We start from the raw sequence: 15834 nt of genomic DNA, 5'->3' as shown, positions 1-15834 counted from the left end.
GGCTGAGAGATGCTACAACCGAAACGCACAAAGTTTCGCAAGATGCACAAGGGCCGGATTCACGGCGAGGCGAAGGGCGGGTCTGACCTGAACTTCGGCTCGTTCGGCCTGAAGGCGATGGAGCCCGAGCGGATCACCGCCCGCCAGATTGAAGCCGCCCGCCGGGCCATGACGCGTCAGATGAAGCGTCAGGGTCGGGTGTGGATCCGGATCTTCCCGGATCTGCCTGTTACCTCGAAGCCCGTCGAAGTTCGGATGGGTAAGGGTAAGGGCTCGGTCGATTTCTGGGCCGCCAAGGTCAAGCCCGGTCGCGTTATGTTCGAACTGGACGGCGTGAACGAAGCCACCGCGCGCGAGGCCCTGCGCCTTGCCGCGATGAAGCTGCCGATCAAGACCCGGATCGTGGCCAAGGAAGACTGGTAATCCGACCCGGCTCGCCGCCAAAGGCGTTTGCGGGCCGGCACTAGGATCAGATAGGGAGGGGCGGGGGATGACCCCGCCCTTTTTCATTGCCCCCGGATGTCCGACCCCATGCCCCTGACCGAGCTTTTCGTCACCGCCCTGTACCGCGCGACTTTGGCCGAGCATGGGGCCCCTGTGGATCAGGATGAGCTTCTCTCCTCGTGTATCTCGATTGCCGAGGATGACGAGGCGGGCCAGGAATGGAGCGAGGCGCACGGCTATCCCGGCTATACATCCTACGCGTCGCTCTCGGATCTGCCGACGCGCTTTCCCATCTTCGCCGATCTGGTCGCCGTGCTCGATGCGCATGTCGCCGCCTTCGCCACCGACCTCGCGCTGGATCTCGGGGAAGGGCGGCTGGAGCTTGAGGATATCTGGATCAACATCCTGCCCGAGGGGGGCAGCCATTCGGGCCACATCCACCCCCATTCGGTGATCTCGGGCACCACCTATGTTGCCATGCCCGAGGGAACCAGTGCCCTGCGGTTCGAGGATCCGCGTCTGCCGATGATGATGGCCCACCCGACCCGGATCGAAGGCGCGCCCGAACGCCTGCGCCCCTTCGTTCACGTGATCCCAAAGGTGGGCGAGGTCTTGCTGTGGGAGAGCTTCGTGCGCCACGAGGTGCCCCTGAACATGGCCGAGGATGAGCGGATCTCGGTCAGCTTCAATTACAAATGGGTCTGATGCCCGGATTCCTGGGGGCAGGGGTTGCTTTCGCGCTGCGCCCACGTTAGAGGGCGCCTTCATCTACCTCCACCGGGACCAAGGGTGACCCTTCACAGGGCCCTCCGGTGATGTTGAAAGGACATCAAATGGCCCTCAAAGCCGAAGATCTCCGGGGTAAGACCCCGGATGAGCTGCGCGATCAGCTCGGGCAGCTGAAGAAAGAGCAGTTCAACCTGCGCTTCCAGGCTGCCACGAATCAGCTCGAGAACACCGCCCGCATGAAGACCGTCCGTCGCGACGTTGCGCGGGTGAAGACCATTCTGAACCAGAAAGCGGCCGACGCCGCCAAGTCGACCGAAGAAACGGGGGCCTGAGACCATGCCAAAGCGTATCCTCCAGGGCGTCGTGACCTCGAACCAGAACGTGCAGACCGTCACCGTGTCGGTTGAACGCCGCTTCACGCATCCGATCCTCAAGAAGACGATCCGGAAGTCCAAGAAGTACCGCGCTCACGATGAAACCAACCAGTTCAACGTGGGCGACTCGGTGCGCATTCAGGAATGCGCCCCCAAGTCCAAGACCAAACGTTGGGAAGTCGTCACCTCCGAAGCGGCCGATCCGGCCAACGCGGCGGGCTGACACCCATTAGTCGAAACCCTGGGGGCGATAACAGAACACCCCCCAAAGGTCGGGAGTAACCTACATGATCCAGATGCAGACCAATCTGGATGTGGCTGACAATTCCGGTGCCCGGAAAGTTCAGTGCATCAAGGTCCTCGGCGGGTCGAAGCGGAAATACGCCTCTGTGGGCGACGTCATCGTCGTCTCGGTGAAAGAGGCTATTCCGCGCGGCCGCGTCAAGAAAGGCGACGTACGCAAGGCCGTCGTGGTGCGCACCGCCAAGGAAGTGCGCCGCGAAGACGGCACTGCGATCCGCTTCGATCGCAACGCCGCCGTGATCCTCAACAACAATGGCGAGCCCATCGGCACCCGTATCTTCGGGCCGGTCGTGCGTGAACTTCGTGCCAAGAACTACATGAAGATCATCTCGCTCGCCCCGGAGGTGCTGTAATGGCTGCCAAACTCCGCAAAGGCGACAAGGTCGTCGTGCTGGCCGGTAAGGACAAGGGCAAAGAGGGTGAGATCCAGCAGGTTCTTCCCGCCAAGGGCAAGGCCGTGGTCGAGGGCGTGAACATCGCCATCCGTCACGTTCGCCAGTCCCAGACCAGCCAGGGCGGTCGCACGCCCAAGGCGATGCCCATCGACTTGTCGAACCTCGCCCTGATCGATGCCAACGGCAAGGCCACCCGCGTCGGCTTCCGCATGGATGACGACGGCAAGAAGGTGCGCTTCGCCAAGACCACGGGAGACGCGATCTGATGCTCGACCAGGCAAACTACACCCCGCGTCTCAAGGCGCAGTTCCGCGACACGATCCGCCCGGCCTTGAAGGAGGAATTCTCCTACAAGAACGACATGCAGATCCCGCGTCTCGAAAAGATCGTGCTGAATATCGGCGCGGGAACCGAGGCCGTGCGTGACTCGAAGAAGGCCAAGTCGGCCGCCGACGACCTGACCGCGATCACCGGTCAGCAGGCTGTCATCACCAAGGCGAAGAAGTCCATCGCCGGTTTCCGCGTTCGCGAGGACATGCCACTGGGCGCGAAAGTGACCCTTCGTGGTGACCGGATGTACGACTTCCTCGACCGCTTCATCACAATCGCGCTGCCGCGTGTGCGTGACTTCCGCGGCGTGAAGCCGTCTTTCGATGGTCGTGGCAACTTCGCCATGGGCATGAAGGAACACATCGTTTTCCCCGAGATCAACTTCGACAAGGTCGACGAAGTCTGGGGCATGGACGTCATCATCGTCACCACCGCCAAGACCGACGCGGAAGCCAAGGCGCTGTTGAAAGCATTCAACATGCCGTTCAGCAGCTGAGCCTGGAGGATATCATGGCAAAAAAAGCAATGATCGAACGCGAGAAGAAGCGGCAGGCGCTGGTGGACAAGTACGCCGCCAAGCGTGCCGAGCTGAAAGGCATCGCTCGCGATGAAGAACGCCCGATGGAAGAGCGTTTCAAGGCTCAGCTTAAGCTAGCGAAACTGCCGCGCAATTCTTCGGCCACCCGTCTACACAACCGCTGCCAGCTTACGGGCCGTCCGCACGCTTACTATCGTAAGCTTAAGATGAGCCGTATCGCGCTGCGGGATCTTGGGTCGCAAGGCCAGATCCCCGGCCTGGTCAAGTCCAGCTGGTAAGGAGGATATAACAGATGAACGATCCTCTCGGCGATATGCTGACCCGCATTCGCAACGCGCAGATGCGTGGCAAATCCACCGTCCTGACGCCGGCTTCCAAGCTGCGCGCCTGGGTTCTCGACGTGCTGGCGGCGGAAGGTTATATCCGCGGCTACGAAGAGACGACCGACCATCGCGGCCACCCCGCGATCGAGATTTCCCTCAAGTATTACGAGGGCGATCCGGTCATCAAGGAAGTCAAGCGCGTCTCGAAGCCCGGCCGTCGGGTTTACATGAGCGTGGCCGACATTCCGTCCGTCCGTCAGGGTCTGGGCGTGTCCATCGTCTCGACCTCGAAGGGCGTGATGTCGGACCAGGCCGCGCGCTCCGCCAATGTCGGCGGTGAAGTGCTCTGCACCGTATTCTAAAAGGAGGGTAAGATGTCTCGTATCGGAAAACGACCCGTCGACCTTCCCTCTGGTGTGGAAGCGACGATCACCGGCCAGCGGATCGAAGTGAAGGGCCCCAAGGGCACCCGCTCGTTCCAGGCCACGGATGACGTGACGCTCACGGTCGAGGATGGCGCCGTCTCGGTGACACCCCGCGGCCAGTCCAAGCGCGCACGTCAGCAATGGGGCATGGCCCGGACCAATATCGCGAACCTCGTGCAGGGCGTGACCACCGGCTTCAAGAAAGAGCTTGAAATTCAGGGCGTCGGTTACCGCGCCCAGATGCAGGGCAACATCCTGAAGCTGAATCTCGGCCTGTCCCACGACGTCGATTTCCAAGTCCCCGAGGGCGTCACCGTGACGGTGCCCAAGCAGACCGAAATCGTTGTCGAAGGCATCAACGAGCAGCATGTCGGTCAGGTTGCGGCCAACATCCGCGAGTGGCGCCAGCCCGAGCCGTACAAGGGCAAGGGCATCCGCTATAAGGGCGAGTTTATCTTCCGCAAGGAAGGCAAGAAGAAGTAAGGACCGGACACATGGCTAACAGTAAACTGCAGCTGTTCCAGAAGCGCCGCCTGCGCGTCCGGAACAAGCTTCGCAAGGTGAATGACGGCAAGCTTCGGCTTTCCGTCCACCGCTCGAACAAGAATATTAGCGTCCAGCTCATCGACGATGTGCAGGGTGTGACGCTGGCTTCGGCCTCGACCTTGGAAAAGGATCTGGGCGTCGTGGGTCAGAACAACCGGGATGCGGCGGCGAAAGTCGGCGCTCTCATCGCGGAGCGCGCGAAGTCGAAGGGCGTCGAAGAGGCCTATTTCGATCGCGGCGGCTTCCTCTATCATGGCACTGTCAAAGCGCTGGCCGACGCCGCGCGCGAAGGCGGGCTGAAGATCTGAAGATGCAGGCGAGGGGCCTTGGCCCTTCGCCTCGATGATCCGGGGGCCGTCCGGCCCACCAGGATTGGGATAAAGGGCCTTCGGCCCGCGAGTGGAAGGAGCCAGAAATGGCCAGAGAAGACCGCAGGGGCGGCCGTCGCGATCGTGACGAAACCCCGGAATTCGCAGATCGCCTCGTCGCGATCAACCGTGTGTCGAAGACCGTTAAGGGCGGCAAGCGCTTCGGCTTTGCCGCGCTTGTGGTCGTGGGCGACCAGCGAGGCCGCGTCGGCTTCGGTAAGGGCAAGGCCAAGGAGGTCCCCGAGGCCATCCGCAAGGCCACCGAGTCCGCCAAGCGCAACATGATCCGAGTGCCGCTGCGCGACGGGCGCACGCTGCACCATGACGTGAACGGCCGCCACGGCGCCGGCAAGGTCGTGATGCGGACCGCCTCGCAAGGTACCGGCATCATCGCCGGTGGCCCGATGCGCGCCGTGTTCGAGATGCTGGGCGTCCAGGACGTCGTTGCCAAGTCGAACGGCTCGCAGAACCCCTATAACATGATCCGTGCCACGCTGGACGGCCTCAAGAATCAGGCCAGCCCCCGTTCGGTGGCCCAGCGTCGCGGCAAGAAGGTGGCGGACATCCTGCCCAAGCGGGACGAACAGCCTGACGCCTCCACCCAAGTCGCAGAGGAGGCGTAAACCATGGCCAAGACGATCGTCGTCAAGCAGGTCGGCTCACCCATCCGCCGCCCCAAGGTCCAGCGCCAGATCCTTGTCGGTCTGGGGCTGAACAAGATGCACCGCACCCGCGAGCTTGAGGATACGCCCTCGATCCGCGGCATGGTCAACAAGATCCCGCACCTCGTCCAGATCGTGGAAGAGCGCGGCTGAGACTTAGCCCTTCGTGGCATCAAGCGCCCCGGCCCCAAGACGGCCGGGGCGTTTTGCGTTTTCCGTCGGCTCGCCGGGGAACGCGCGATCAGGAACAGCGCAGGGTCCTTCTTCGGTTTCCAGTCTTCTTCCAGAGTGAACCCGGCATCGTGGATCTCGGCGCGCAACTGGTGAGCTTTGAAAGCGGCCAGAGCGGGCAGCACGCCCAGTTTCCGCCCTAGCGGCGATACTGCGGCCAGAAGCACCGGGGGGCTGCTGCCGAGGATCACCGTACTGCTGACGAAGACGCCGCCGAGCTTCATCATCCCGTGGATCCGGTGCACCATGCCGCGCCAATCCGGCATCAGGTGCAGCAGGCTGAGGGCCAGCACCGCGTCGAACTGGCGGCCAGCGGCGTTGTATGCTGCCGCTTCGGCTTCGACGAAGGAAACGTTCTTCGCTCCCGCGTTTGCGGCGCGGTCACGCGCAATCTGCAACATGCCCACCGACACGTCGCCAGTCGTGATATGCACGGCATGCGGCGCGTGATGGATGGCCGTGGTGCCTGTGCCGCACCCAAGCTCCGGAACGCCGGCCCCGGTGGGCAGGTAATCCTGGGTCAGCGCAAGCGTGCGGCGATAGGCTTCATCGTCCGGGGCCGAACGGCGCGAGTAGGAGGCGCCGTGGCGGTTCCAGAAGCGGGAGGATTGCAACATTGTTGGGCGTCCTCTTGTGCGGCGAATCCCAACGGGAGCTTCCTGCCAAGCACCTTGTAACACCTCCCGTCATCCTTTATTCGCGCGGGACGGCCGGACCCGCTGGCCGTGATCCGACGAATCGCCGTGTGTGCCCGCTCCCGTCGCTGGGGGGCATTTCCGGCCAGTAAGGAGAAGCGACATGAAACTGAATGAACTTCGCGACAACGATGGCGCCGCCAAGAAGGCCCGCCGCGTTGGTCGCGGCCCGGGTTCGGGCAAGGGCAAGACTGCCGGTCGCGGTATCAAGGGGCAGAACTCGCGCTCCGGTGTGGCGATTAACGGCTACGAGGGTGGCCAGATGCCGCTCTACCAGCGTCTGCCCAAACGTGGCTTCAACAATATCAACCGCAAGAACTATGCGGTCGTGAACCTGGGCCTGATCCAGAAGTTCATCGATGCCGGCAAGCTGGGCGAAGAAATCACCGAGACCGAGCTGGTCGATTCGGGCCTCGTCCGCCGCAAGCGCGACGGCATCCGCCTGCTTGCGAAGGGCGAGCTGACGACGGCCGCCAAGATCACCGTTTCGGGTGCGTCGCAGGGCGCCATCGACGCGGTCGAGAAGGCTGGCGGTTCGGTCACGGTGACCGGCGGCACCCGCCCGGGCGAAGGCGACGCCGCGGCCTGAGCCGACATCAGCCGATGCGAACGTTTGGCGGCGCGCTCCTTGTCAGGAGCGCGCCGTTTGTCGTTTGCTGGTGATGGCGTTGCGGCGCGGCCACATCGGGCAGCTGGGGAATCCGGGTGCTGTACCCCCGTAGTGGGCGGCGATAGCGTGCGGACAGTCCCCATGGGGGGGGGCGTATTGAGGGAATACCATGAAAACCAGGATCATGATCTCCGCGGCCGCCATCGTGGCCGCAGGCGTTGCCAATGCCGGCGGTACGGCGGCGCCCGTGTACGAGCCACAGCCGCAGATGCGATCGGTTGTGGCGCAGCCCGATTGGACCGGGCCCTACGCCGGTATCTCGCTGGGCTTCGGTGACGTCGACGCGGAGGTCTTCGAACCCCTCGACCTCGACGCCGGCGGAGCCCTTGGTGGCGTGTTCGCGGGCTACCAGTACGATTTCGGCAGCTTCGTTCTGGGCGCCGAGCTTGACGGGAACATCGCCAATCTCGATGTCGACCTCGACGACCTGTCCGACCTTGCGTCGGATCTGGGTGAAGACGATCTGGCCGACGCCATAGACGATGTCGACATCGGCGTGGACAGCCTCCACCGCGTGAAATTTCGCGCCGGCTTCGACGCAGGGCGCGCGCTGGTCTACGGTGTGGCGGGCGCGGCCTATGCCAATCTGAATGTCGATGCGGATTTCGCGGATGTCGACGAAGATTTCGATGACTGGGGCTACGTCCTTGGTGCAGGTACCGAAGTGCGCATGACGGACAGCGTGACCCTCGGGGCGGAAGTTCTGTACCACAAGTTCGACGACCTGATCGACGGCGACGACCTTGGAACCGATGATGGCCTCGAGGCCGAAATCGTGACCTTCCAGGCCCGCGTGGCCTATCGCTTCTGATCCTTTTGACGTCTGACTGAGCAGAGCGGGCGGCCAACTGGTCGCCCGGTCTCGTTTCCGCCTCCGCTCATCGTGGCTTTGGGCCTGCCATAGGGGCCCCAAGGTGGTTGCGCTGCCGTCCTCGCGCCTTTACATCGGCGGGGATCATCCAGGCCGGGCGCATGCGTGCCGGCCCATAGTGACTTCGAAAGGCCCTCCATGGCATCAGCAGCCGAACAGATGGCCGCGAACATGAGCTGGTCCGCCTTCGGCAAGGCGACCGAGCTACGCGCGCGCATCCTTTTCGCTCTCGGACTTCTCTGCGTCTATCGCCTCGGCACGTACATTCCGGTGCCCGGGATCGACGGCAACGCCCTGCGCGACTTCATCGACCAGGCCTCGGCGGGGCTCGGCGGCATCCTCAACATGTTCACCGGCGGTGCGATCGGCCGGATGGGGATCTTCGCGCTGGGGATCATGCCCTATATCTCGGCCTCGATCATCGTGCAGCTGATGACGGCGATGGTTCCCCAGTTGGAACAGCTGAAGAAAGAGGGCGAGCAGGGGCGCAAGAAGATCAACCAGTACACCCGTTACGGCACGGTGTTCCTGGCCACGTTCCAGGCCTACGGTCTGGCCGTGTCGCTGGAAGCCGGGGGGCTTGTGACCGATCCGGGCTGGTTCTTCCGCATCGCCTGCGTGATCACGCTTGTTGGCGGCACCATGTTCCTGATGTGGCTGGGCGAGCAGATCACCAACCGCGGCATCGGCAACGGCATCTCGCTGATCATCTTCGTCGGCATCATCGCCGAGGTTCCGGCCGCCTTGGCGCAGTTCTTCGCCTCCGGCCGGTCCGGCGCGATCAGCCCGTTCCTGATCGTGGGGGTCATCGCGATGGTCGTGGCCGTGATCGCCTTCGTGGTGTTCATGGAGCGATCCCTACGCAAAATTCACATCCAGTATCCGCGCCGCCAGGTGGGCATGAAGGTTTATGACGGCGGCTCTTCGCACCTGCCGATCAAGGTGAACCCCGCCGGCGTCATTCCCGCGATCTTCGCCTCGTCGCTTCTGCTGCTGCCAACGACGCTCGCGACGTTCTCGGGCGGTCAGTCCGGCCCGGTGATGTCGACGATCCTGGCCTATTTCGGCCCCGGACAGCCGCTGTATCTGCTGTTCTTCGGGGGGATGATCGTCTTCTTCACCTACTTCTACACCGCCAACGTCGCCTTCAAATCTGAAGACGTGGCCGAGAACCTGAAGAACCAGAACGGCTTCATCCCCGGCATCCGTCCCGGCAAGCGGACCGAGGAATACCTCGACTACGTCGTCGCACGAATCTTGGTGCTGGGATCCGGCTATCTTGCGGCGGTGTGTCTTCTGCCCGAAATCGTGCGCGCACAGGCGGCCATTCCGTTCTATTTCGGTGGCACCTCGGTCCTGATCGTGGTTTCCGTGACCATGGACACGATCCAGCAGGTGCAAAGCCACATGCTTGCCCATCAGTACGAAGGGCTGATTGAAAAATCGCAGCTGCGCGGCAAGAAGCGTGGGGGCAAGGGACAGAAGGCTCGGGGAGGAGCGCGCCGGTGACGACGAATATCATTCTTCTGGGACCGCCGGGTGCGGGCAAGGGAACGCAGGCCCGACGGTTGGAAGAGGCCCGCGGCATGACGCAGCTTTCCACCGGCGACATGCTGCGCGATGCACGCTCTTCCGGGACCGAAATGGGCAACCGCGTGGCCGAGGTCATGGACCGCGGCGAGCTCGTCACCGACGAGATCGTGATCGGCCTGATCGAAGAGCATCTGGACACCGACAAGACCAGCGGCTTCATCTTCGACGGCTTCCCCCGCACCTTGGCCCAGGCCGATGCGTTGCACGATCTGCTGGATCGCAAGGGCCAGAAGCTCGACGCGGTGATCGAAATGCAGGTGGACGACGCTGCGCTGGTCGACCGTGTCTCGGCCCGGGCCACCTGCGCCGGGTGTGGCGAGGTCTACAATGATAACACCAAGCCGATCCCCGAGGATGGCAAGTGCACGAACTGCGGCGCGACCGAGTTCAAGCGCCGCGCCGACGACAATCCCGAAAGCCTGAAGCAGCGCCTTCTGGAATACTACAAGAAGACTTCGCCGCTGGTTGGGTATTACTATGCCAAGGGCATGCTGTCGCGTGTCGACGGCTTGGCCGAGATGGACGAGGTGACGTCCCAGATCGCCAAGACGATCGACGGCTGAACACTCCGGCAGGCCGTGCGCGGCCCGCCGCCGAACCCGCGTCCCCGGGCTTTCCCGACCCGAAGCGCGCGACTACTCTGCCTCCAAAAACATAAAACACATGAGGTAGAACAATGAGCATACTGATGACAGTGACCGTCACCTTGGCGGCGACTTTCCTGATCTCGGGCTTGGCCGCCCTGGCTTGGCTGCAACGGCAGGAGGACGGCGACGGGGAGTGACCCGCGCCCGGCCAGATTCCCTGTGATCGGTTGGCCCACACATACCCTTGACGATCGGACGAATCCCGACTAAGGCGCACCATCCCATCAGGATGGGGTCGGGCTTTGCGCATATGCGTGGCCGATCCGGCACGAATGACAACGGTCCGCAGGCAGCGTCCCCGCGGACCTGCGTTGTGAAAAAAGGGCCTGGGACTACGGGCTCGCAACGAAAGGATAGATTACTTTGGCACGTATCGCAGGGGTCAACATCCCCACCGCCAAGCGCGTCCCGGTCGCGCTGACCTATGTCACGGGCATCGGCCCCTCCTCGGCTCGCGCGATCTGCGAAGCCGTCGGGATCGAGGCCAACCGCCGCGTTAACGAACTGTCCGACAGCGAAGTCCTGAAGCTGCGCGAACATGTCGACGAGAACTACACCGTCGAGGGCGACCTGCGCCGCGAGACGCAGATGAACATCAAGCGTCTGATGGATCTCGGCTGCTACCGTGGCCTGCGCCATCGCCGCAACCTCCCTGTGCGCGGTCAGCGCACCCACACCAATGCACGCACGCGCAAGGGCCCCGCAAAGGCCATTGCCGGCAAGAAGAAGTAAGGGAGGGCTGCATCAATGGCACGCGACCGTCGCGCTACCGCAAAGAAGAAGGTCTCCAAGAACATCGCCGCCGGCGTTGCTCATGTGAATTCTTCGTTCAACAACACCAAGATCCTGATCTCCGACGTCCAGGGCAACGCCATCGCGTGGTCCTCTGCCGGGACCATGGGCTTCAAGGGCTCGCGCAAGTCGACCCCTTATGCCGCCCAGATGGCTGCCGAAGATGCGGGCAAGAAGGCCCAGGAACACGGCGTCCGCACGCTGGAAGTCGAAGTCCAGGGCCCCGGCTCGGGCCGCGAATCGGCGCTGCGTGCGCTGGCCGCCGCCGGCTTCAACATCACGTCGATCCGTGACGTGACGCCGATGGCTCATAATGGCTGCCGTCCGCCCAAGCGCCGCCGGGTCTGATCGACCAATCGGAATACGGCAGGTCGCGCGATTTCGTGCGGCCTGCGTCTGTCGTTTTAACCCTCGGGTGTCGGGGCCGCCTTGCATGGGCCGCCGACGAGAATTGAGGAGACATACATGCTTCACAGAAATTGGCAGGAGCTGATCAAGCCCCAGCAGCTTGAGGTCAAGCCCGGCAACGATCCGCAGCGGCAGGCGACCGTCATCGCCGAACCTCTGGAGCGCGGCTTCGGCCTGACGCTGGGCAACGCTCTGCGCCGGGTTCTGATGTCCTCGCTGCAGGGTGCAGCGATCACCAGCGTTCAGATCGACAACGTCCTGCACGAGTTCAGCTCGATCGCCGGCGTCCGCGAGGATGTGACGGATGTGGTCCTCAACCTCAAGGGTGTGGCGATCAAGATGGAAGTCGAGGGGCCCAAGCGCATCTCGGTCCAGGCCAAGGGCCCCATGGTCGTGACCGCGGGCGACATCTCGGTCAGCCAGGGGATCGAGGTCCTGAACAAGGAACACGTGATCTGCCATCTCGACGAGGGGGCCGAACTGTTCATGGAAATGACCGTGAACCAGGGCAAGGGCTATGTCTCGTCGGACAAGAACCGCCCCGAGGATGCGCCCATCGGCCTGATGCCGATCGACGCGATCTATTCGCCCATTCGCCGCGTCAGCTACGACGTGCAGCCCACCCGTGAGGGCCAGGTGCTGGACTATGACAAGCTGACGCTGAAGCTGGAAACCGATGGTTCCGTCACGCCGGACGACGCGGTGGCTTATGCCGCGCGCATCCTTCAGGACCAGCTGGGCATCTTCGTCAACTTCGACGAGCCCGACCAGGCCGGGGCCTCGGCGGACGATGACGGGCTGGAGTTCAACCCGCTGCTTCTGAAGAAGGTCGACGAGTTGGAACTGTCGGTACGGTCTGCCAACTGCCTCAAGAACGACAACATCGTCTATATCGGCGATCTGATCCAGAAGACCGAGGCCGAGATGCTGCGCACGCCGAACTTCGGCCGCAAGTCGCTGAACGAGATCAAGGAAGTGCTTTCGGGCATGGGTCTGCACCTTGGCATGGACGTCGAGGAATGGCCCCCCGAGAACATCGAGGACCTCGCCAAGAAGTACGAAGACAACTTCTAAGATTTGGTTAGGAGGGGACGGTTTCCCCTCCGACCCCTCCCGTTCGGGGTCCGACACGGGAAAGACCGGGCAATCCCGCCCCAAGGAGAGTCGGTGACACGCATCGCCGGCCGGACAAAGCAAAACGCTAAGGAGTATCAATCATGCGTCACGCCCGCGGATACCGCCGCCTCAACCGCACCCACGAGCACCGCAAGGCGCTTTTCGCCAACATGGCCGGATCGTTGATCGAGCACGAGCAGATCAAGACGACCGTGCCCAAGGCCAAGGAACTGCGCCCCATCGTCGAGAAGCTGATCACCCTCGCCAAGCGCGGTGATCTTCATGCCCGCCGTCAGGCCCGCGCGCAGCTGAAGCAGGACCAGTATGTCGAGAAGCTGTTCGACATCCTCGGCCCGCGCTATGCCGAGCGTCAAGGCGGATATATCCGCGTTCTGAAGGCCGGCTTCCGCTATGGCGACATGGCCCCGATGGCGATCATCGAGTTCGTCGATCGCGACCGCGACGCCAAGGGCGCCGGCGACCGTGCCCGGCTCGAGGCTGAAGACGCCGAATAAGATCGGCCCCTTCACCAGTCTTTCGACGCGCCGTCCCGAACCGGGGCGGCGCGTTCGCGTTCCGGCACCCGGCTTTCCCTGCCGCCCGTGCCGCCTTACATGCAGTCCCATGCCCGATCTTTTCGACACGCCCACCACCCCGGACGCCAAGGCTCCTGACACGGCTCCGCGCCCACTGGCCGACCGGCTGCGGCCGAAGAAGCTGGCCGAGGTGATCGGCCAGCCGCAGGTGCTGGGCCCGGACGCGCCGCTGGGCGTGATGCTGGAGTCTGGCGCGCTGTCCAGCCTGGTGTTCTGGGGACCGCCGGGCGTTGGCAAGACCACCATCGCCCGGCTGCTGGCGTTTGAGACGGACCTGCATTTCGTCCAGATCAGTGCGATCTTCACCGGCGTGCCGGACCTGCGCAAGGTGTTCGAAGCCGCCCGGCACCGTCGCGCGAATGGGCAGGGAACGCTGCTGTTCGTCGACGAGATCCACCGCTTCAACAAGGCCCAGCAGGACAGCTTCCTGCCCCACATGGAAGACGGCACGATCCTTCTGGTGGGCGCCACCACCGAGAATCCCAGCTTCGAGCTGAACGCCGCCCTTTTGTCGCGGGCGCAGGTGCTGGTCCTCGACCGCCTGTCCCTGACCGATCTCGAACACCTCGCCCAACGGGCCGAGCGTGAGCTGGACCGGCAGCTTCCCCTGACCGGCCCCGCGCGCGAGCAGTTGCTGGAGATGGCCGACGGTGACGGCCGCGCGCTGCTGAACCTGATCGAACAGATCGCCGCTTGGAAGATCGACGCCCCGCTGGATCCCAAATCCCTGCAGGCCCGCCTTCAACGCCGCGCGGCGCAATACGACAAGTCCGGCGACGCGCATTACAACCTGATCTCGGCATTGCACAAATCCGTCCGAGGCAGCGATCCCGACGCTGCACTGTATTGGCTGACACGCATGCTGGCGGGGGGCGAAGATCCGCGCTACCTCGCGCGGCGCATCACCCGGATGGCGGTCGAGGATATCGGTCTGGCCGACCCCCAGGCGCAGCGGGTCTGCCTCGATGCGTGGGAAACCTACGAACGCCTCGGCTCCCCCGAGGGGGAGCTGGCGCTGGGGCAGGCGGTGACCTATCTGGCCCTCGCGCCCAAGTCGAACGCCGGATACGCCGCCTACAAGGAGGCGATGCGCGCCGCCAAGACCACCGGGTCCGAGCCGCCGCCAAAGATCATCCGCAACGCGCCCACGCAGTTGATGAAGGATGAGGGTTACGGGCAGGGGTACGAGTACGACCACGATGCCGAGGATGCGTTCTCGGGGCAGAACTATTTCCCCGACGGGATGAAGCGCGGCGTCTATTACCTGCCCAAGGAACGCGGGTTCGAGCGTGACCTGAAAAAGCGCCTCGACTGGTTCGTCTCGCTGCGCGCGAAGAAGCAGAAGGGGCAGGACACGTGATTGCGACGTTGTTCCAGGTCGCCGCGGGCGGGGCGATCGGAGCCGCGGCCCGCTATGTGGTGGGCGTCGGCGTCGCGCGGATCGCCGGGCCCGGGATGCCATTGGGCGTGCTGACGGCCAATGTCGCCGGCTGCCTGCTGATGGGACTGTTCATCGGTGCCGCGGGGCGGCTTGGCCTTTCTGGGCTGAACCCGTTTGTCGCGACGGGGATCCTTGGCGGGTTCACCACGTTCTCGTCGTTCTCGCTCGAGGCCATATACCTCATGCAGGAGGGGCAGGCGGGCTCGGCCATTCTCTACATAGCGCTGTCGGTCGGGGCGGGGCTTGGCGCGCTTTATCTTGGACTTGAACTGGCGAGGGCCCTGACATGACCGGCGTTCACACGCGCAAGATCGAAGCAGGCGAGGGGGATCAGCGCCTGGATCGGTGGTTCCGCAAGCATTACCCCCACGTGCCGCAGGGCCGGGTCGAGAAGATGTGCCGCAAGGGCGAGATCCGGATCGACGGCGGCCGAGTGAAGGGCGCCACCCGCGTGGAAGAGGGGCAGGAGGTGCGCATCCCCCCGCTGCCCGACGCCCCCGCCCCGCAGGTGCAGACCACCCGCGTCAGCGATGCCGACGCCAAGCTGATCCGGGGCGCCGTCATTTTTCGCGACGACCACATCATCGCGATCAACAAGCCCCCCGGCCTGCCGACCCAGGGGGGATCGGGCCAGACGCGCCATGTGGACGGTTTGTCCGAAGCCCTGCGCGACGACTACGAAGACAAGCCCAAGCTGGTGCACCGCCTCGACAAGGATACTTCGGGCGTCCTTCTTCTGGCGCGCACCCGCGTCGCCGCGAAGGGCCTGACCGAGGCGCTGCGCCACAAGGCCACGCGCAAGATCTACTGGGCCGCCGTCGCAGGCGTGCCCCAGCCAAGGGACGGCACCATCAAGTTCGGCCTCGTGAAGGCACCCGGCCACGGCAAAAGCGGCGAGGGCGAAAAGATGATCTGCCTCCACCCCGACGAGGTGAAGGATACCCCCGGCGCCAAACGGGCCGAGACGGACTTTACCACGCTTTCGGCCCTCGGCGGCCGGGTCGCATGGTGCGCTTTGGAGCCGATAACCGGCCGCACGCACCAACTGCGCGCTCATATGTCGCAGCTGGGCCATCCGGTCGTCGGCGACGGCAAATACGGCGGCTCAGGGCAGGAAAATCTTGGCGACGGATGGGGGTCGCAGCTGGGCGGGGACATGTCGAAGAAGCTGCACCTGCACGCGCGCAGCCTGTCCTTCCGCCACCCTGTCACAGGGGCCGACATGACCATCACCGCGCCCTTGCCCGAGCATATGAAACGCACCTGGGATGCGCTGGAATGGCAGGTCTCCGAGGCGCCCGACGACCCCTTCGCCCCGACCGAGGCCTGACCCGCGG

At 63.9% G+C, this 15834-nt stretch carries 24 protein-coding genes and 1 pseudogene; 24 read left to right on the top strand and 1 reads right to left on the bottom strand.

Translation table 11 applies throughout. The annotated features are described in order from the left end of the window. Positions 1–9: 9 nt before the first annotated feature. The 13 genes from rplP (at position 10) to rpmD (ending at position 5590) form a co-directional block, all read left to right on the top strand. Positions 10–423: a 50S ribosomal protein L16 gene (gene rplP / locus PAA8504_RS14055; protein WP_108894823.1), complete on the top strand. Its 414-nt coding sequence runs from the start codon at positions 10–12 to the stop codon at positions 421–423. A 108-nt stretch (positions 424–531) separates the two neighbouring features. Then, on the top strand, positions 532–1149 hold the full coding sequence (locus PAA8504_RS14050) for a TIGR02466 family protein (protein ID WP_306419532.1): 618 nt from the start codon (positions 532–534) through the stop codon (positions 1147–1149). A 128-nt stretch (positions 1150–1277) separates the two neighbouring features. Next, positions 1278–1505 (top strand): 50S ribosomal protein L29, encoded by a 228-nt coding sequence (rpmC, locus tag PAA8504_RS14045; RefSeq protein WP_108894821.1) that lies wholly within the window; start codon positions 1278–1280, stop codon positions 1503–1505. Positions 1506–1509: 4 nt separating this feature from the next. Continuing rightward, the gene (gene rpsQ, locus PAA8504_RS14040; protein ID WP_108894820.1) at positions 1510–1770 is read left to right on the top strand and encodes a 30S ribosomal protein S17; all 261 of its coding nucleotides are present in this window, start codon (positions 1510–1512) and stop codon (positions 1768–1770) included. A 64-nt stretch (positions 1771–1834) separates the two neighbouring features. Then, positions 1835–2203 carry a 50S ribosomal protein L14 gene (gene rplN / locus PAA8504_RS14035; protein ID WP_108894819.1) on the top strand — a complete coding sequence of 123 codons (369 nt, stop codon included), beginning with the start codon at positions 1835–1837 and terminating at the stop codon, positions 2201–2203. Next, positions 2203–2511 carry a 50S ribosomal protein L24 gene (gene rplX / locus PAA8504_RS14030; protein ID WP_108894818.1) on the top strand — a complete coding sequence of 103 codons (309 nt, stop codon included), beginning with the start codon at positions 2203–2205 and terminating at the stop codon, positions 2509–2511. The genes rplN and rplX overlap by 1 nt, the downstream gene beginning before the upstream one ends. Beyond that, positions 2511–3071, top strand: a complete 561-nt coding sequence (gene rplE, locus PAA8504_RS14025; RefSeq protein WP_108894817.1) for a 50S ribosomal protein L5 — start codon at positions 2511–2513, stop codon at positions 3069–3071. Before rplX ends, rplE begins: the two co-directional genes overlap by 1 nt. 14 nt (positions 3072–3085) lie before the next feature. Further along, on the top strand, positions 3086–3391 hold the full coding sequence (gene rpsN, locus PAA8504_RS14020) for a 30S ribosomal protein S14 (RefSeq protein WP_108894816.1): 306 nt from the start codon (positions 3086–3088) through the stop codon (positions 3389–3391). Between the two features lie 14 nt (positions 3392–3405). Then, complete coding sequence (gene rpsH, locus PAA8504_RS14015) at positions 3406–3798, top strand: 30S ribosomal protein S8 (protein WP_108894815.1); 393 nt, start codon at positions 3406–3408, stop codon at positions 3796–3798. Between the two features lie 12 nt (positions 3799–3810). Continuing rightward, positions 3811–4344 (top strand): 50S ribosomal protein L6, encoded by a 534-nt coding sequence (rplF, locus tag PAA8504_RS14010; protein ID WP_108894814.1) that lies wholly within the window; start codon positions 3811–3813, stop codon positions 4342–4344. An 11-nt stretch (positions 4345–4355) separates the two neighbouring features. Further along, a complete protein-coding gene (gene rplR, locus PAA8504_RS14005) occupies positions 4356–4715 on the top strand; it encodes a 50S ribosomal protein L18 (protein ID WP_108894813.1) in 360 nt (119 codons plus the stop codon). A gap of 107 nt (positions 4716–4822) precedes the next feature. Beyond that, positions 4823–5398 (top strand): 30S ribosomal protein S5, encoded by a 576-nt coding sequence (gene rpsE / locus PAA8504_RS14000; protein WP_108894812.1) that lies wholly within the window; start codon positions 4823–4825, stop codon positions 5396–5398. A gap of 3 nt (positions 5399–5401) precedes the next feature. After that, positions 5402–5590 carry a 50S ribosomal protein L30 gene (rpmD, locus tag PAA8504_RS21820; protein WP_146190499.1) on the top strand — a complete coding sequence of 63 codons (189 nt, stop codon included), beginning with the start codon at positions 5402–5404 and terminating at the stop codon, positions 5588–5590. A 140-nt stretch (positions 5591–5730) separates the two neighbouring features. Here the strand turns inward: rpmD and PAA8504_RS22790 are convergent. Next, a pseudogene (locus PAA8504_RS22790) lies at positions 5731–6285 on the bottom strand (class I SAM-dependent methyltransferase); the annotation flags it as partial. Positions 6286–6466: 181 nt separating this feature from the next. Here PAA8504_RS22790 and rplO point away from each other — a divergent pair. The 11 genes from rplO to PAA8504_RS13940 all read left to right on the top strand — a co-directional run bounded on the left by rplO (position 6467) and on the right by PAA8504_RS13940 (position 15827). After that, on the top strand, positions 6467–6952 hold the full coding sequence (gene rplO / locus PAA8504_RS13990; RefSeq protein ID WP_108894810.1) for a 50S ribosomal protein L15: 486 nt from the start codon (positions 6467–6469) through the stop codon (positions 6950–6952). Between the two features lie 190 nt (positions 6953–7142). Next, positions 7143–7844 (top strand): outer membrane protein, encoded by a 702-nt coding sequence (locus PAA8504_RS13985; RefSeq protein ID WP_108894809.1) that lies wholly within the window; start codon positions 7143–7145, stop codon positions 7842–7844. A gap of 198 nt (positions 7845–8042) precedes the next feature. Then, positions 8043–9413: a preprotein translocase subunit SecY gene (gene secY / locus PAA8504_RS13980; protein ID WP_108894808.1), complete on the top strand. Its 1371-nt coding sequence runs from the start codon at positions 8043–8045 to the stop codon at positions 9411–9413. Then, positions 9410–10060 carry an adenylate kinase gene (locus PAA8504_RS13975; RefSeq protein ID WP_108894807.1) on the top strand — a complete coding sequence of 217 codons (651 nt, stop codon included), beginning with the start codon at positions 9410–9412 and terminating at the stop codon, positions 10058–10060. The genes secY and PAA8504_RS13975 overlap by 4 nt, the downstream gene beginning before the upstream one ends. A 447-nt stretch (positions 10061–10507) precedes the next feature. Continuing rightward, a complete protein-coding gene (rpsM, locus tag PAA8504_RS13970) occupies positions 10508–10876 on the top strand; it encodes a 30S ribosomal protein S13 (RefSeq protein WP_108894806.1) in 369 nt (122 codons plus the stop codon). Between the two features lie 15 nt (positions 10877–10891). Then, positions 10892–11284: a 30S ribosomal protein S11 gene (rpsK, locus tag PAA8504_RS13965; protein WP_108894805.1), complete on the top strand. Its 393-nt coding sequence runs from the start codon at positions 10892–10894 to the stop codon at positions 11282–11284. A gap of 117 nt (positions 11285–11401) precedes the next feature. Further along, positions 11402–12418, top strand: a complete 1017-nt coding sequence (locus PAA8504_RS13960; protein WP_108894804.1) for a DNA-directed RNA polymerase subunit alpha — start codon at positions 11402–11404, stop codon at positions 12416–12418. A 143-nt stretch (positions 12419–12561) separates the two neighbouring features. Further along, a complete protein-coding gene (gene rplQ / locus PAA8504_RS13955) occupies positions 12562–12975 on the top strand; it encodes a 50S ribosomal protein L17 (protein ID WP_108894803.1) in 414 nt (137 codons plus the stop codon). A gap of 109 nt (positions 12976–13084) precedes the next feature. After that, positions 13085–14416, top strand: coding sequence for a replication-associated recombination protein A (locus tag PAA8504_RS13950; RefSeq protein WP_108894802.1), 1332 nt, complete (start codon positions 13085–13087; stop codon positions 14414–14416). After that, a complete protein-coding gene (gene crcB, locus PAA8504_RS13945; RefSeq protein WP_108894801.1) occupies positions 14413–14787 on the top strand; it encodes a fluoride efflux transporter CrcB in 375 nt (124 codons plus the stop codon). The genes PAA8504_RS13950 and crcB overlap by 4 nt, the downstream gene beginning before the upstream one ends. Further along, positions 14784–15827 carry an RluA family pseudouridine synthase gene (locus PAA8504_RS13940; protein ID WP_108894800.1) on the top strand — a complete coding sequence of 348 codons (1044 nt, stop codon included), beginning with the start codon at positions 14784–14786 and terminating at the stop codon, positions 15825–15827. Before crcB ends, PAA8504_RS13940 begins: the two co-directional genes overlap by 4 nt. The last annotated feature ends 7 nt before the right edge of the window (positions 15828–15834 follow it).

It is taken from the genome of Palleronia abyssalis, from assembly GCF_900302445.1.
GTDB classification, from domain to species: domain Bacteria; phylum Pseudomonadota; class Alphaproteobacteria; order Rhodobacterales; family Rhodobacteraceae; genus Palleronia; species Palleronia abyssalis.
The sequence above is the reverse complement of the archived record's forward strand: the minus strand, read 5'-3'. Positions and strand labels throughout refer to the sequence as shown.

What these genes read in the sequence shown, in the direction of transcription:
- rplP (WP_108894823.1), top strand. Translation starts at nt 10, where the DNA reads ATGCTACAACCGAAACGCACAAAGTTTCGCAAGATGCACAAGGGCCGG.
- PAA8504_RS14050 (WP_306419532.1), top strand. Translation starts at nt 532, where the DNA reads ATGCCCCTGACCGAGCTTTTCGTCACCGCCCTGTACCGCGCGACTTTG.
- rpmC (WP_108894821.1), top strand. Translation starts at nt 1,278, where the DNA reads ATGGCCCTCAAAGCCGAAGATCTCCGGGGTAAGACCCCGGATGAGCTG.
- rpsQ (WP_108894820.1), top strand. Translation starts at nt 1,510, where the DNA reads ATGCCAAAGCGTATCCTCCAGGGCGTCGTGACCTCGAACCAGAACGTG.
- rplN (WP_108894819.1), top strand. Translation starts at nt 1,835, where the DNA reads ATGATCCAGATGCAGACCAATCTGGATGTGGCTGACAATTCCGGTGCC.
- rplX (WP_108894818.1), top strand. Translation starts at nt 2,203, where the DNA reads ATGGCTGCCAAACTCCGCAAAGGCGACAAGGTCGTCGTGCTGGCCGGT.
- rplE (WP_108894817.1), top strand. Translation starts at nt 2,511, where the DNA reads ATGCTCGACCAGGCAAACTACACCCCGCGTCTCAAGGCGCAGTTCCGC.
- rpsN (WP_108894816.1), top strand. Translation starts at nt 3,086, where the DNA reads ATGGCAAAAAAAGCAATGATCGAACGCGAGAAGAAGCGGCAGGCGCTG.
- rpsH (WP_108894815.1), top strand. Translation starts at nt 3,406, where the DNA reads ATGAACGATCCTCTCGGCGATATGCTGACCCGCATTCGCAACGCGCAG.
- rplF (WP_108894814.1), top strand. Translation starts at nt 3,811, where the DNA reads ATGTCTCGTATCGGAAAACGACCCGTCGACCTTCCCTCTGGTGTGGAA.
- rplR (WP_108894813.1), top strand. Translation starts at nt 4,356, where the DNA reads ATGGCTAACAGTAAACTGCAGCTGTTCCAGAAGCGCCGCCTGCGCGTC.
- rpsE (WP_108894812.1), top strand. Translation starts at nt 4,823, where the DNA reads ATGGCCAGAGAAGACCGCAGGGGCGGCCGTCGCGATCGTGACGAAACC.
- rpmD (WP_146190499.1), top strand. Translation starts at nt 5,402, where the DNA reads ATGGCCAAGACGATCGTCGTCAAGCAGGTCGGCTCACCCATCCGCCGC.
- rplO (WP_108894810.1), top strand. Translation starts at nt 6,467, where the DNA reads ATGAAACTGAATGAACTTCGCGACAACGATGGCGCCGCCAAGAAGGCC.
- PAA8504_RS13985 (WP_108894809.1), top strand. Translation starts at nt 7,143, where the DNA reads ATGAAAACCAGGATCATGATCTCCGCGGCCGCCATCGTGGCCGCAGGC.
- secY (WP_108894808.1), top strand. Translation starts at nt 8,043, where the DNA reads ATGGCATCAGCAGCCGAACAGATGGCCGCGAACATGAGCTGGTCCGCC.
- rpsK (WP_108894805.1), top strand. Translation starts at nt 10,892, where the DNA reads ATGGCACGCGACCGTCGCGCTACCGCAAAGAAGAAGGTCTCCAAGAAC.
- PAA8504_RS13960 (WP_108894804.1), top strand. Translation starts at nt 11,402, where the DNA reads ATGCTTCACAGAAATTGGCAGGAGCTGATCAAGCCCCAGCAGCTTGAG.
- rplQ (WP_108894803.1), top strand. Translation starts at nt 12,562, where the DNA reads ATGCGTCACGCCCGCGGATACCGCCGCCTCAACCGCACCCACGAGCAC.
- PAA8504_RS13950 (WP_108894802.1), top strand. Translation starts at nt 13,085, where the DNA reads ATGCCCGATCTTTTCGACACGCCCACCACCCCGGACGCCAAGGCTCCT.
- PAA8504_RS13940 (WP_108894800.1), top strand. Translation starts at nt 14,784, where the DNA reads ATGACCGGCGTTCACACGCGCAAGATCGAAGCAGGCGAGGGGGATCAG.